13 protein-coding genes are annotated in these 14,970 nt (G+C 57.0%); 6 read left to right on the top strand and 7 right to left on the bottom strand.

What is annotated here, in order from left to right:
* Positions 1 to 18: 18 nt before the first annotated feature.
* Genes lptF through HK24_RS01295 form a run of 6 tightly spaced genes read left to right on the top strand, consistent with a single transcriptional unit; the run spans position 19 to position 7,412 of the window.
* The gene (gene lptF / locus HK24_RS01320; protein ID WP_086632991.1) at positions 19 to 1,167 is read left to right on the top strand and encodes an LPS export ABC transporter permease LptF; all 1,149 of its coding nucleotides are present in this window, start codon (positions 19 to 21) and stop codon (positions 1,165 to 1,167) included.
* Positions 1,164 to 2,351, top strand: coding sequence for an LPS export ABC transporter permease LptG (lptG, locus tag HK24_RS01315; RefSeq protein ID WP_086632990.1), 1,188 nt, complete (start codon positions 1,164 to 1,166; stop codon positions 2,349 to 2,351). The genes lptF and lptG overlap by 4 nt, the downstream gene beginning before the upstream one ends.
* On the top strand, positions 2,351 to 4,669 hold the full coding sequence (locus HK24_RS01310) for an LPS-assembly protein LptD (protein ID WP_086632989.1): 2,319 nt from the start codon (positions 2,351 to 2,353) through the stop codon (positions 4,667 to 4,669). Before lptG ends, HK24_RS01310 begins: the two co-directional genes overlap by 1 nt.
* A gap of 2 nt (positions 4,670 to 4,671) precedes the next feature.
* Complete coding sequence (locus HK24_RS01305) at positions 4,672 to 6,030, top strand: peptidylprolyl isomerase (RefSeq protein WP_086632988.1); 1,359 nt, start codon at positions 4,672 to 4,674, stop codon at positions 6,028 to 6,030.
* A 1-nt stretch (position 6,031) separates the two neighbouring features.
* The gene (gene rsmA, locus HK24_RS01300) at positions 6,032 to 6,856 is read left to right on the top strand and encodes a 16S rRNA (adenine(1518)-N(6)/adenine(1519)-N(6))-dimethyltransferase RsmA (RefSeq protein ID WP_046901244.1); all 825 of its coding nucleotides are present in this window, start codon (positions 6,032 to 6,034) and stop codon (positions 6,854 to 6,856) included.
* Entirely contained in the window at positions 6,837 to 7,412 is a 576-nt protein-coding gene (locus tag HK24_RS01295) for a DNA-3-methyladenine glycosylase I (protein WP_086632987.1), read from the top strand. Before rsmA ends, HK24_RS01295 begins: the two co-directional genes overlap by 20 nt.
* 4 nt (positions 7,413 to 7,416) lie before the next feature.
* Here the strand turns inward: HK24_RS01295 and HK24_RS01290 are convergent, their stop codons facing one another.
* The 7 genes from HK24_RS01290 to dnaG form a co-directional block, all read right to left on the bottom strand.
* Positions 7,417 to 8,637 carry a cyclopropane-fatty-acyl-phospholipid synthase family protein gene (locus tag HK24_RS01290; RefSeq protein ID WP_086632986.1) on the bottom strand — a complete coding sequence of 407 codons (1,221 nt, stop codon included), beginning with the start codon at positions 8,635 to 8,637 and terminating at the stop codon, positions 7,417 to 7,419.
* A 133-nt stretch (positions 8,638 to 8,770) separates the two neighbouring features.
* Positions 8,771 to 9,364: a 50S ribosomal protein L9 gene (gene rplI, locus HK24_RS01285; RefSeq protein WP_064275005.1), complete on the bottom strand. Its 594-nt coding sequence runs from the start codon at positions 9,362 to 9,364 to the stop codon at positions 8,771 to 8,773.
* A 10-nt stretch (positions 9,365 to 9,374) separates the two neighbouring features.
* On the bottom strand, positions 9,375 to 9,665 hold the full coding sequence (gene rpsR, locus HK24_RS01280; RefSeq protein WP_046901240.1) for a 30S ribosomal protein S18: 291 nt from the start codon (positions 9,663 to 9,665) through the stop codon (positions 9,375 to 9,377).
* A 5-nt stretch (positions 9,666 to 9,670) separates the two neighbouring features.
* Positions 9,671 to 10,153, bottom strand: coding sequence for a 30S ribosomal protein S6 (gene rpsF / locus HK24_RS01275; RefSeq protein ID WP_046901239.1), 483 nt, complete (start codon positions 10,151 to 10,153; stop codon positions 9,671 to 9,673).
* 158 nt (positions 10,154 to 10,311) lie between these two features.
* Positions 10,312 to 10,884 carry a GNAT family N-acetyltransferase gene (locus tag HK24_RS01270; RefSeq protein WP_086632985.1) on the bottom strand — a complete coding sequence of 191 codons (573 nt, stop codon included), beginning with the start codon at positions 10,882 to 10,884 and terminating at the stop codon, positions 10,312 to 10,314.
* A gap of 11 nt (positions 10,885 to 10,895) precedes the next feature.
* The gene (gene rpoD, locus HK24_RS01265) at positions 10,896 to 12,851 is read right to left on the bottom strand and encodes an RNA polymerase sigma factor RpoD (protein ID WP_064275007.1); all 1,956 of its coding nucleotides are present in this window, start codon (positions 12,849 to 12,851) and stop codon (positions 10,896 to 10,898) included.
* A 134-nt stretch (positions 12,852 to 12,985) separates the two neighbouring features.
* Positions 12,986 to 14,824, bottom strand: coding sequence for a DNA primase (gene dnaG / locus HK24_RS01260; protein WP_086632984.1), 1,839 nt, complete (start codon positions 14,822 to 14,824; stop codon positions 12,986 to 12,988).
* Between the last annotated feature and the right edge of the window lie 146 nt (positions 14,825 to 14,970).

Raw genomic sequence — 14,970 nt, 5'->3', positions numbered from 1 at the left:
AAGGATAGATGAAGGGCCATGGCCTCTTCCCCCGGCGCTGCAAAGCGACATCTGCTGCCCCTTCTTGACCGATACGTTCTCCGCCAGCTTGTCATCGCCCTTCTGGCGCTGACAGGAGGAGCCGTAGCGCTCATCTGGCTGACACAATCGCTGCATTTTGTATCGATGATTGTTCAGCATGGGCTGTCGCTGCGCGTCTTCCTGCAGCTTACCTCCCTGATGTTGCCGTCCTTTGTGGCTGTCATTCTGCCGATCACAACCTTCCTCGTGATCCTCTTCACCTATCAGCGAATGTCCGGCGACCGGGAAATGACCGTCATGCGCGCCGCTGGTCGGTCCCCCTTAGAACTGGCACGCCCTGGCCTGATCTGCGCAGGAGCCTGCGTGGGCCTGTGCTACGTTTTGACGCTCTGGCTGGCACCGGTGTCCTATCACGCGTTCCATCGATACGAATTCCAGATCCGCAATCAGATGGCCGCCTTCCTGCTTCAGGATGGTGTTTTCACAAAGGTCTCGGGAGACATGACCGTGTATGTCCGCTCCCGGGATTCCAACGGGCTGCTGCACGGTGTTCTGGTGGAAGATGATCGTGACCCGGATGCCCATACGACCGTTCTGGCCGAACGAGGCACGATCGTAACCGTCAACGACAAGCCTCGCGTCGTCCTTTACAATGGCTCTCGTGAAGAAATTGACCGGCATACAGGGCGACTGAACGTCCTGACATTTGGCCGCAACACGATTGATCTAACGTCGTCCCGCCAGAACAACCATGAAGAGCGGGACGCATCGGAAATGCCATTGCACGATCTATTCCACCCGGATCCAAACGAGGTGTCCGAGCGTGACAGGGGCAAATTTGCGGTCGAAGGGTGGCATCGCCTGACTGCGCCACTGACTGTACTATCCTTCGCCATGATCGGGCTTGTGGCTGTTCTTCGGGGGACGTTCTCACGCCATGGAAATATCACCCGTCCTCTGATCGCCATTCTGACAGTCGTGGGGCTTCTCGCACTTTCACTCATGCTGCAGAATTTTGCTGGCAGAAATCTTGCTCTTGTTCCCCTGCTCTGGGTTGCAGCCCTTCTTCCAAGCATCATCTGTGCAGCTCTTCTGTTCGCCGAGCAGTGGACCGGAACCACGCGCCAGACTGGACACCCCTCATGAAATCCACCACTGACGGGTATCGCAGCTGGTTTTCCACGCTCATCCACACCCTGAGACCACAGGAAGCGGAAGTCGGGTTCTCTACGACCCTGGCGATCTATATCGCACGCCATTTCACGTTAAATACGCTGTCGATGGTTCTGGCTCTGACAGGGCTTGTGTCCCTGTTCGACTTCATTGATCTGCTCAGGCGCGCCGCAACCCGGCCCAATGTGCCCACCAGCCTCATTCTGGAAATCGCAGGGCTGCACATTCCGTATTACGTCATTTACGTGCTGCCGTTTGGTATTCTGCTTGGCGGAATTGTCTGCTTTTCCCGCCTGACACGGTCGTCCGAACTCATCGTCGCCAGAGCCGCAGGGATCTCTGCCTGGCAGTTCCTTGCCAGCCCTCTCTCCTGCGCCCTCCTGATCGGTCTGTTCACAACCACCGGCATCTCAGCGCTTTCCTCGTCGATGTATCGGCAGGCGGAGCTTCTGGATCAGTCTTATCTTCGAACGGGTGGTGGCGTTCTCACACTCAAAGGTGGCGAACTCTGGCTCAGGCAGGCCGACGATGGACTGACGCCACACGGCGTCGCCATTCTCCACGCCCAGAATGTCAAACTTGCGCAGGATACGCTCGATGTCTCCGGCGTGACCATTTTCCGCCTGGATGAGCGGGACCGGCTGATCGTCCGTGTCGAAGCGCCAACCGGAACACTCGCCCATCAGCAGTGGAGCCTGAATGATTCGTCTCTGCTGCATCCGGATCATCTGCCGGAAAAAATCGGAACCCTGAGCCTTCCGTCAGATCTTACGGTCACTCGCATTCAGGAAAGTTTTGCATCGCCCGATACGCTGTCGGTCTTTGCTCTACCCAGCTTTATCTCCCTTCTGGAGCGGTCCGGTTTCCCTTCAATTCGGCACAGGTTACATTTCCAATCGCTTCTGGCTCTTCCCATCCTTGCTGGTACAATGGCATTGGTGTCCGCAGGGTTTTCGATGCGTCCCGCACGACGCGGCGGAGTGGCCCGGATGCTGGGATCGGGAATTGCTGCAGGCTTTGCGCTTTTCACGATCTCGAAAGTGGCTGAACAGTTTGGTGAATCTGGCGCTTTGCCGCCGGTTCTTGCCGCATGGGCGCCCACGGGCGCAGGGCTCTGCCTTGCGGTCGCGCTTTTGCTGCATATGGAGGATGGTTGATGTCGGTGCCCCGGTGGCTCCCAAAACGCGCCCGCAGATGCGTCTCTCTTGCAGGCGTCGCCCTGACGGGAACTGCGCTCGTGGCGCCGCAGGACATGTTTGCCAATACGATGCAGCGCGACAATTCGCATATCATCGTCATTGGCAAGCCGACGTCCGAGCACGACCCTCTCACCTATCTGGCTGACAGCGAAAGCTACGCAAAGAACGGTCTCGTCACATGGGAAGGCAATGTCCGCATCTGGCAGGGCGACCACGCTCTCCGTGCCGACAAGATCACCTATGACCGGAACACAGGCGTTCTGGCAGCACGCGGCCATGTCGCCATCATGGAACCAGACGGCAGCACCACCTATGCTGCCTATATGGAATTCAGCCATGGCATGCATGACGGCATCGGCACGTCCATCTACATGCAGATGCAGGACAATGCGAAGCTGGCCGGTAACGGCATGCGTCGCACCAATGGTCTGATCAATGATCTCTCACATGCCGTTTATACGGCGTGCAAAATCTGCGAAACAAACCCTGACGCTCCCCCGTTCTGGCAGTTCCAGGCCTATGGCGCGACGCAGGATGCCCAGCACAAGCGTATCGAGTTCAACCATGCCTGGTTGAAAATGCTTGGCCTTCCAGTGTTCTATTTTCCGTTCTTCTCGATGTCCGATCCTTCGGTCAAACGACAGAGCGGCTTCCTGATGGCCGGCATCAGCCCGCATGACCGCTATCTTGGAACGTATTTCACCCTTCCATATTTCTGGGCCATTGACGACAGTCAGGACCTCACCGTTCGTGGACTGGTCTCCACAAAGACCGGTCCGGAAATCACCAGCGAATATCGCCGCCGTTTCAACTTTGGCACGCTGGATATCACGGCCGGTGGAGCATACGACACCAACCGAGAGAGCCGCTACGTCAATACGTTCGGAAACAACGTCAACTCTTCAGGCGAATACGGCCTTCAGGGTTACGTGTTCGGTCAAGGCAATTTCGCGATCAACAAGCATTGGCAGGCAGGCATCAACGTCAATCTGGCGACGTCTGCCAACTACATGCGAGATTACCGCGTTCCTGGTTACGGTCAGGAATCGCTTAACTCGAACGTCTATCTTGAAGGCTACGGCGTAGGCGCCTACGCCCGCCTTGACGCACAGGCCTATCAGGGCCTGAACCAGGGCGTCATTCAGAACGCCGAGCTGCCATGGGCACTGCCGCGCTTCACCTACGCCTATCAGGGCCAGCCTGATGCACTGGGTGGGCGTTTCAGCATGAACACCACAGACTTTGACGTGTACCGTACAAAGGGCGTGTCTGATCAGCGTGGCCAGCTTCAGATGCAGTGGGACCGTCCGTTCCACAACAGTCTGGGCCAGCAGTGGCTTGTAACGGCACGGTTGGACTCAAACGTCTATCGAGCCACTCGCCTCGCACAGCAGCCGACCTATTACGCAGTTGGCGGCACAAAAATCACAGGGCAGGTTCTTCCAACCGTTGCGGTCAAGATGAACTGGCCGTTCCTCCGGTCCTTCGCCCGCGGACGTGGCACGCAGGTTCTTGAGCCTATTGTTCAGCTGATTGCCGCGCCTAACACCGGCAACTCTGCCAACAGCAATATGCCGAATGAAGACAGTCTGACGTACGAATTCACCGATACAACCATGTTCTCCCTGAACCGCTACGCCGGTACAGATCGCCTCGATGGCGGACTGCGCGGCAATATCGGCGTTCATCAGAGCTGGACGTGGAACGGCCATTCTATCGACATGCTGGTGAGTGAAAGCATCCAGGAGCACATCACAAAGAATCGTATTCCGTATTCCGGCCTGGATCATCACCTTTCGGACCCGGTTGGCCGTGTGCGCTTCACACCCAACAAGTACCTCGATGTAACGGCCCGCGGTCGTTACAATCCATGGACTCATCAGGTGGACTACGGCGAAGGCCTGTTCAGCGCCGGCATTCCGGCTTTGCGCTTCAGTGCCGGCTACCTCTATGCCCCGGTGACACCGTATTATTATTACGCCACCAACTATCGTGAGAGCGGCGTGAACTCGCCCTATCTTGTCAAGACGAACGAAATTACGGGCAGTGTCTCTACCCACTGGCGCCAGTATCATGCGTCAGGCTTCTTCCGTCGCAGCCTGTCCCGGAAACAGTTCGTCGCAAATGGCGGGGATATTGGGTATTCCAACGACTGCTTCGGGCTGGATATCATGTATATCAAACAGTACACCCGGATCGGCGGCGAGCAGCGGAACACCACTGTGATGTTCAACTTCACGTTCAAAACGATCGGCACTTTCGGAATTAACGGCTGAGCATGTCCAAGACCCATCGCATCGCATCTACTGCCCTGGTTGCCCTGCTGGCCTTCTCTGCGGCGGCTCCAACCGCTGTGGCGCATGCTGCACCCGCACACAAGAGTGCTCCCAAAAAGGAGCAGGCACCCGCAGCGAAACCGCCTGAAGACCAGATCCTGGCTGTTATCAACGGTCAGGTGCTAACCCAGCGTGATGTGGATAACCGCGCCAAGCTGTTCGTGCTCTCCACCGGCCTGCCCATCAGCCCGGATGTCATGAACCGCATGCGCGGCCAGATCATTCACCAGTTGATCGAAGAACGCCTGAAGACTCAGGAAATGCTGAAGCGACACATCAATGTCGAGCCTGAGCAGATTGCCGGAGCCATCAGCAACATCGAACAGCGCAACGGCATGCCCAAAAATGCCCTGCGTGACCGTCTGGCATCCGATGGCGTCTCCCTGACAACGCTAATCGATCAGATCCGTGTGCAGATTGGCTGGATGCAGGTGCTTCGTGAACAGTTGGGCGAAGGGGGCCGCATTACAGCCACCCAGATCGCACAACGTGAGCAGGCCCTTCAGGCTGAGCAGGGTCGCGCGCAGTACATGATGAGCGAAATTTTCGTTCCTGTTGCTGACCCACGCCACGATGAAAACGAACTTACGTTTACACGCACCATCATCTCCCAGCTTCGCGAAGGCGCGCCCTTCCCGATTGTTGCCGCACAGTTCTCGCAAGCACAGTCTGCTCTCGATGGCGGCTCCATGGGCTGGGTGCAGGAAGACAATCTTGACCCACAGGTCGTAAATGTCGTGCGACAAATGCCGATTGGCGCCATTTCCAACCCGATTCAGGTTGCTGGCGGCTTTGTCATCGCAACAGTTCAGGCCAAACGTGTCGTCGGCAAACAGATGGGCACGCTCGTTGCCCTGCGTCAGGCCTTCTTCCCGTTTGATGCGCCGCTGAACCCACAGAACCCTACACCTCAGCAGCAGGCAGCTCTTCAGAAAGCGACGCACGCTGTCGAAACGATCCATAGCTGTGATGCTCTGGAAGCGCTTAACAAAGCTCAGGGTGAGAAGCGCCCCAGCAATCCCGGAACTCAGGTTCTGGAACGCTTGGCGCCCCAGATGCGCTCCATTATCGAGCCTCTGCCTATAAACAAGGTAAGCCACCCGCTGGTATCCATGGATGGTATTGCCCTGTTGATGGTCTGTGATCGCCAGCAGAAAAATCTGGCACAGCAGACACCGGGTGAAATTGCCGATCAGCTCATGAACGAGCGCGTTGAGCAGGCGTCCCGTCAGCTCCAGCGGGATCTACAGCGCCGGTCCATCATCGATATTCGCCCCGCAGCGAAGCCGGCTCTCAACTGACGTGAGCCTTCCTTCTCTGAAAGAGTCTATCCAGGCTTACGGTCTGGATGCAAAAAAATCCCTCGGTCAGCACTTTCTTCTGGATCCCGGAATTTGTGCCCGGATCGTCGCCTTGGGTGGCGATCTGACCGGGCGAAGCGTTGTCGAAATCGGACCTGGCCCTGGTGGCCTGACACGCGCTCTGCTCGATAGTCCGGCAAGCCGTGTCGATGCTGTGGAAATTGATGAACGCGCGTGGCCGCTGCTCGAAGAGCTGGCCGGGCACTATCCGGATCGTCTGCATATTATCCGGCAGGATGCCCTGAAACTGGATGCGGCGAGCCTTGCCCCCGCTCCGAGACAGATCATCGCTAACCTGCCTTATAATGTTGCCACGCCCCTTCTTGTTGGCTGGTTGAGACAGGCCCATTCGTGGGAACGCCTGTCTTTGATGTTCCAGCTTGAAGTTGCTGAACGCATCTGTGCTGAACCAGATACCTCTGCTTACGGGCGGCTTGCTGTTCTGGCCCAATGGTGCGCGTCCTGTTCCGTAGCTCTGCGTATTCCACCAGGGGCATTTTCCCCACCACCTAAGGTCCACTCGGCAGTTGCGGTTCTCATTCCGCATGCAGAGCAGCCCGCACCAGAGCTTTTCCGTGCGATGGAGCGCGTCACAGCCGCCGCGTTCGGACAGCGCCGCAAGATGCTACGCTCATCTCTTAAATCGATTGGTGGAGAAGCACTTCTGGACGCTGCGGGTATCGAGCCCACACGCCGGGCTGAAACCCTGAGCGTTGCAGAATTTGGCCGCCTTGCAGAGCTGCATCTTGCCCGCTCCCGCGCCTGAGAACCTTCCCCGCTGTCGTTGGGCCGTAACAGACCCCCTTCTTCGTCAGTACCATGACGAAGAGTGGGGTGTTCCGATCCGTGATAGCCGTGAGCTGTGGGAGACCCTCGTTCTGGAAAGCTTTCAGGCTGGCTTGTCCTGGGCAATTGTTCTGAAACGGCGCGAAGGATTTCGAAAAGCCTTCGCTAACTTTGACCCTGAAAAAGTAGCCCTCTTTACGGAGCAGGATATCGACCGCCTCATGCAGGATCCCGGCATTATCCGAGCCCGTGCCAAGATCAAAGCCACCATAGGCAATGCACAAGCCTACCTCGCCATGAAGGAACAAGGCGAAGATTTCGCAGGTTTCATTGCTTCCTTGGTCCCAAACGCTCCGATTTATAATTCGACCGGAACAGTCTTGGCGCAGTCGCCTCTTTCAGTAACTGTGTCTAAAGCTTTAAAAGCCCGAGGCTTTCGCTTCGTCGGACCTGTCATCGTGTATGCCTGGATGCAGGCCGTGGGTCTGATCCACGATCATGACCCATCCTGCTTTCGCTACGAACCCCACGTTTGAAAACTCAGACTACGCTTTTCGCACGCTCACTTTCAAACATGTAGTCACGGGTCAAAGGCACAGCATCCACGGACCGTGTCAGCTGAAGCTGGAAATTCATGTGCCCTTGCACGCGGAACGCCAGCTCGCTCCCCACGAGATATAACTCGAACATCCGCACAAACCGTTCGTCATACAGATCAATGATTTTCTGTCTGTTGGCCTCAAAACGCTTGCGCCATTCTGCAATTGTCTTGGCATAGTGCAGACGCAGAACTTCGCAGTCCGTCATCCAAAGGCCAGTGCGCTCAACAGCAGCCAGCGTCTCGCTTAGAGATGGGGAATATCCGCCGGGAAAGATGTATTTCTGGAGCCAGGCGTTAGTCGTTCCAGGCCCATCCGTTCGGCCAATCGAGTGGATCAAAGCCACCCCATCCGGCTTTAGACATTCCTTGATTCCGCGAAAATAGCGCTCAAATTGCGGCTGCCCAACGTGCTCGAACATTCCGACTGACACGACACGATCAAACTCGTGATGAACGTTCCGATAGTCCATGAGCTCGAAACGGACCTGCCCTTCCAGCCCCTCGGCGCGCACCCGAGCCCGCGCTTCCTCCAACTGCTCCTTGGAAAGCGTAATACCGACAACCGTTGCGCCATATTCTTTTGCCAGCGTCAGCGCCAGACCGCCCCAACCACAGCCAATATCCAGAACTTCCAGTCCCGGACGATTGAGATTCAATTTGGAGGCAATGTGTCGCTTCTTCGCGATCTGAGCCTCCTCAAGCGTCATATCTTCACGCTGGAAATAAGCGCAGGAGTACTGGCGGTCCTTGTCCAGAAACAAGTCATAAAGGCGACCATTTAGATCATAATGATGCGCAACATTCCGGCATGACCGTTTCAGGGAATTAAGGCCCTTGAAAGGTCGCAGAAGGTAACGGAGTCGATCCTCGATCTCTTCAAAAACATGGCCACCTTGCGTGATGTTCGCCATCAGAACGATCATCAGTGTCTCAAGAGTGCATCCTTCCGGCGCAAGTTCGCCAGCCATGTATTCTTCGCCAAACGCCAACCCGGAATTAATAACCAGAGAACGCTCAGCCTGTTTTGTTTTGAGATGTAAGCCCGCTTCAACGCCGGGTAAGAACCCACGATAGGTCTGCATCGTGCCGTCACTGAACGTGACTCGCAGCGTTCCGACCTGAATAAATTTCTTCAGAACGAAATCGAGAATGGGTTTCACGCCTGTCTCCCTCCTGTTCACGCGTCATGACAAGACATGACACAGTCTTCAGTTGCCTGACCGGGAGAGCAGACATCAAAAAACCCGGCGCGGGAATACCCGGCCGGGTTTTCTGTTGGCTATGCCAGCGAAATCAGCCTTCGGCTTCTTCCGTGACTGCAGCTTCGGCAGCAGCTTCTTCAGCTGCGTTCTCTGCCTGCAGTTCGCCGAGGATGTTGTCATCCTCTTCTTCCACGCCAACGGCTTCGCCGCGGGCCTGGCGCTCAGCTTCTTCAGCAGAACGTGCAACGTTGACTGTCAGCGGAATGGAAACTTCCGGGTGCAGGACGATGCGGGCTTCCGTCAGGCCAAGAGACTTGATCGGGTGAGCCAGAACAACCTGCTGACGAGCAACCGTAAGGCCAGCGTCCGTAGCAGCAACAGCGATATCACGCGTGCTGACGGAGCCGTACAGGTTGCCGCTGTCACTTGCCTGACGGATGATGACGACAGACAGGCTGTCCATACGTTCGGCAAGACGCTCAGCTTCTTCGCGCTTCTTGATGTTCAGCGCTTCAAGCTGGGCGCGCTCCGTGTCAAAGCGCTTGCGGTTTGCGGCCGTAGCACGCATCGCCTTGCCTTGCGGAAGCAGGAAGTTACGGGCGTAACCCGGCTTCACGGAAACAAGATCGCCCATCTGGCCGAGATGCTCGACCCGCTGGAGCAGGATCAGTGCGGTCTGGGACATGGTGCTCTCCTCAGCTTACGACGTAGGGGAGCAGGGCAAGGAAGCGGGCACGCTTGATAGCCTGCGCCAGCTCACGCTGCTTCTTGGCCGAAACAGCCGTGATACGGCTCGGCACGATCTTGCCACGCTCAGAGAGGAAGCGGCTCAGAAGACGCACGTCCTTGTAGTCGATCTTCGGCGCATTCGGGCCGGAGAACGGGCAGGACTTACGACGACGATAAAAAGGACGGCGTGCGCCGACAGCCGTGCGACGGGCTGCTGGGTTGACGTCGTTCACGTCGGTGGTGGTTGTATCGGACATGTTTCTTACTCCGCTCCAGCCGCCTCACGAGCATCGTCCTGCTCGCCGCGTGCACGGTATTCTTCACGGTCTTCGCTGCCACGACGCGGGCCGCCACGGCCGCTCTCGAAGCGACCAGCCGGCTTGGAGCCGCCACGGAAGCTACCACGGTCGCCGCGGTCATCATTCTTGCGAGCAAGAACCGGGGACGGAGTTTCGTCGATTTCGTCAACGCGAAGCGTCAGAACGCGAAGCACGTCTTCGTTCAGGCCGAGCTGACGCTCAACTTCACGAAGCGTATCCGGCGTGCAGTCGATACCGAGCAGGACGTAATGGCCCTTACGGTTCTTCTTGATGCGGTATGCGAGCGAACGGAGACCCCAGAATTCGCGCTTCTGGATGGAACCACCATTCTCGGTCAGCAGGGCTTCAATGGTCTCAACCAGGCTCTCGACCTGTGCCTGAGACACATCGTTACGTGCGATGAGCACGCTTTCGTACAGTGGCATGAAAACTCCCTTCGGATAAGGTCAACCCAACTGGTCCAGCCCGTGCCGGAGACAGTGCAATCTTTGGGGAAAGCGCGGGTATAGCCGGCGCGACGCCACATCGCCCGGCAGGGAAAGGCTGCATTAATCATGCAGCCTAACGGAAATCAAGGATAAACTCAGAGTCGACGCAGCTCTGCCGGAACATATTCGTCAGGAACATTCCAGATTTCCTGAACAACATACTGAATTACAAACCCACATTTCTGATAATTGGTCAGAGCTCTGGGATGATCCAGTGTGCAGGTATTGACCCGCAATCGCCAGCACCCTGCCGCAAACGCCTGAGAAATTGCGGAATCCAGCAATGCCCGACCTAAGCCACGACCAATCGCTGCTGGCAGAAGTCCGAAGTACGCCAGATTGGCGTCTCCACCCTCTCTCAGATCCAGTTCGTAAAACCCGAGAGGCGTACCATCTGCCTGCCAGAGCACCATGAAGTAAACGTCAGGATCATGAACAATTTCAGCAAGTTTTTCGTCCGGCATCGGACGACGCATCCACCAGCAATATGCCTCACCGACTTCCCGATAAAGCTTGCGGTATAGCGGCAATGCCGGAGGGAGAACTCTCTCAAGAGAGACCCCCTCTGGCAAAACCGGAGCTGGGCGGCTTGCCCTCGTCTCCAGAAAAGTCACACCCACCTCAAAACGGGTGGATGATCCCTGCGGATGAAGCCAGGCCGGCAGCATGACCCAGACGATCAGTTATCGTCGAGGAAGGAACGCAGCTTGCGGCTGCGGCTCGGGTGCTTGAGCTTGCGAAGAGCCTTTGCCTCGATCTGACGAATACGCTCACGCGTCACGTTGAACTGCTGGCCCACTTCCTCAAGGGTGTGGTCCGTGTTCATGCCAATACCGAAGCGCATCCGCAGCACGCGCTCTTCACGCGGCGTCAGGGACGCCAGAACGCGCGTGGTTGCTTCACGCAGGTTGGTCTGGATCGCGGCATCCAACGGAATAACAGCCGTCTTATCCTCGATGAAGTCACCAAGATGACTGTCTTCCTCGTCGCCAATCGGCGTTTCAAGGGAGATCGGCTCCTTGGCGATCTTCAGGACCTTCCGGACCTTCTCCAGCGGCATGCCGAGCTTCTCAGCCAGCTCTTCCGGAGCAGGCTCGCGCCCGATCTCATGCAGCATCTGACGGGACGTGCGCACCAGCTTGTTGATCGTTTCGATCATGTGCACCGGAATACGGATCGTCTTGGCCTGATCGGCGATAGAACGCGTGATCGCCTGACGGATCCACCAGGTGGCATAGGTCGAGAACTTGTAACCGCGACGGTACTCGAACTTGTCCACAGCCTTCATCAGACCGATGTTGCCTTCCTGAATCAGATCCAGGAACTGCAGACCACGGTTCGTGTACTTCTTGGCAATCGAGATCACGAGACGAAGGTTAGCCTCGATCATTTCCTTCTTGGCACGCGTGGAGTCACGCTCACCACGGGAAATGGTCGCATACACACGACGGAACTCCCCAACCGGCAGGCCAGTCTCGTGAGAAAGCGCCGCAAGATCAGCACGCATGGACCGGATCTGGTCCAGGTGCTTGGTTGTCAGCGTCTTCCAACCCTTACCGGGCAGAGTGCAAATAAAATCAACCCAGGTTGGGTCCATCTCGCGGTTACGATACTTCAGCAGGAAGTCGTCACGCGAAATCTTGCAGCCCTCAGCCAGACGCAGCAAGCGGCCTTCGAGATTGTTCAGACGCTGAACATGCATCTTGATCTGGGCAACAAGCTCTTCAATCCGGTTGTTATGCAGGTGAACCTGCTCCACCAGACTGACCAGTTCATGGCGCAGCTCTTCGTAGATGTTCTCAGACTTGTCCGAGCTTTCCTCACCGGCCGTCAGGGCCTCCAGACGCTTGACCTGAAGCTGACGCAGCTTGTGATACAGCGGCTCGATGGCTTCGAAGCGGGCCAGGATTTCTGGCTTCAGCTTCTCTTCCAGAGCAGACAGGGACAGGCCACTGCCTTCCTGCTGATCACCGTCGCCTTCTTCGGCATCGTCGTCCGTGGCATCTTCGTCAGCCGCAGCTTCCTCGCCTTCCTCGCCCTCTTCGCCTTCAGGACCCGGACCGACAGCCTGACTGGCTTCCAGATCGACGATGTCGCGGAGCAGCATTTCGCCGTCCTTGAGGCGTTCATGCCAGGAAATGATCGCGCGGATCGTCAGCGGACTTTCGCAAAGCCCGCCAATCATCTCGTCACGACCTGCTTCAATGCGCTTGGCGATCGCGATTTCGCCTTCGCGGGACAGGAGCTCTACAGACCCCATCTCACGCAGATACATCCGAACCGGATCATCCGTGCGGCTGGCAGCCTCGGCATCAATATTGCCGCCCTGAGGCTCGTCTGATTCCTCAGCTTCTTCCTTGGCTTCTTCCTGAGCCGGCTCAGCTTCGTCCTGTTCTTCGTTTTCCAGAACCTGAATGCCCATCTCTGACAGAGCTGCCATGACGTCTTCGATCTGCTCGGAGGACATCTGGTCCTGCGGCAGAACGGCGTTCAGCTCGTCAAAGGTAATATGGCCACGCTCACGCCCTTTGGCGATCAGCCGCTTCACGGCAGCGGATTGCGTATCAAGAAGAGTGGCATCCCCCTCCTGTTCCTGCGCGTTCCGATCCGTACCAGAGGCTGTTTTCGTCGCCATGCGTCTCTCCCTCAACTCCACCGAAAGCAAGCAATTCGGCAGCGTGCAGGTGGTCGATCCTGAGCCGTAAGTCAAGGTTTAGACGAAAAAGAAAGCAACTTCAGGGCAATAAAAAACGTTAGCCCCGGCCTTTTTCACCCTTCTTCTTCAACATCCTCACCTCGCCGCAGCGCTTCCAGAACCCTCATCCGCGCCAGCAGGCTTTCCGGAAAAGATGAGTCTCCGCCCCCTCTACCAGAATAGACCTGCATGATGGTTGCCTGAATGTCATTGGCCACTTCGCGCTCGAAATTGCGAAAATTTACAAGCCCGTAAAAGTGCCACCAGCTCTCCACAACATCGATCTTGAGAACTTCATCTCTATCTTTTCCGAGCCCCACTTCCCGAGGCATCGGACTTTCTGTCACAGCCGCCACGATATCCGTCAGCCCATGAGCCTCGATCCAGCGATGGCAGTTCTCTTCCGTCAGATCCTCGTCCTGGCAACTCCAGTCCAAAAGGGCGGAGCGAATCCGATCCAGATCCACCGGGAGAGCCAGACTGCTATAGGCCTGCTCCACCTCCGGAAGAATATCCGGATAGCACAGCAGCATCGCAGTCAGAATGTTGAGACGCTCCACACTCCCCTGCTCGATATGCCGCATCTCACCAGGGGCCTGCGTTGAAAGAGGAAGCGGCGCTCCTTTCTTCTGGAACGGCTTTTTGCTTCCACCACCGCGCCTGAACCGCGCGAAAAACATATCCAGAAACGTACTGCGATACTCAGACGCAAGTGCCCGATCCGGGATCAGCTTTGACAGAGCAACAAGCTTCTCACGCAACGCCGCCCGCTGATCGGGACCGGGATCAACCATTCCCCCTGTCATCAACCCGAACAATTCAGTCGCCAGAGACGTCGCCCCAGACAGGGCTTCCTTCATGGCCGCAACGCCGCGTGTACGGATCAGACTGTCCGGGTCATCTTTAGGGTCCAAGCGACAGAACCTGAGCGTTCGTTCGGGAGATAGCAGGGGAAGCGCGACTTCACAGACCCGCAGCGCCGCGCGGGCTCCTGCCGCATCACCATCCAGACACAGGATCGGAGAGGGCGTCATACGCCACAACAGATCAAGCTGCTCTTCGCCCAGCGCAGTCCCCAACGGCGCCACAGCACCACCAAAGCCTGCCTGGTCCAGAGCAATGACATCCATATACCCTTCAACCACAACAAGCTCCGCGCCCTTGTGGACAGCCTCACGCGCCAGATCGAGGTTGTAGAGTGTGCGCCGCTTGGAGAAGAGCGCCGTTTCCGGACCATTGAGATATTTTGGCTGCCCGTCCCCCAGGGTGCGCGCGCCAAAAGAAATCAGCTTGCCGCGGCGATCCCGGATCGGAAACGTCACGCGATTGAAAAACAGTTCCCCTTTGGGCTGCCCCCGATCATCCACACGCAAAATGCCCGCCTGAACCAGCATTTCAGGCGTCACATCATGGGCGCGCAGTTCTTCAACCAGATGCCGCCCATCGCCAGACCACCCCAAACCAAACCGCTCGATAGTCGCGTCACTCAGTCCGCGCCCACGCAGATAAGCAAGCCCTTCCCGTCCTTCCGGAAGGAAGAGCCGACGCCGGTAACTGGCCTGAACGAGAGACAAGACATCGCCAAGAGATTTGACCTCCCGCGCACGCGCCTCACTCCGTGGGTCCTGCTTCGGAACTTCAAGGCCTGCTTCAGCGGCTAGTTGCTCAACAGCCTCAGGGAAACTCCTGCCGTCGCTCTGCATGACAAAGGAGATCGCATCACCATGCGCGCCACAGCCAAAGCAATGAAAATGATCATCATAAACGTAGAAAGACGGCGTCTTTTCCCCGTGGAAAGGACAGCATGTCTTCCAGTTACGACCGGAGCGAACCAGCTTGTTACGACGCCCGATCAGGGAGGCCAGCGGCGTTCGATTGCGGAGTTCGTCCAGAAAGGCGGCGTCGAATGCCATCGGGCAGCAGGAGCCTTTCAATCAGTTCCGTCGGAAGAGATGGCTCTTACAAGCCTGAGACAGGAAAATCTACTCTGGCTCGAACAGCGGGCACTCAAAGAAAAACAGAAAGGTTACTGGCCGTTTCCGAAACAATCGTAGCCGTT

Origin of the sequence: Gluconobacter sp. DsW_058, assembly GCF_002153615.1 — a bacterium.
GTDB lineage: Bacteria > Pseudomonadota > Alphaproteobacteria > Acetobacterales > Acetobacteraceae > Gluconobacter > Gluconobacter cerinus.
Note: the sequence above shows the minus strand (reverse complement) of the source record. Positions and strands in the feature narration are given on the sequence as shown.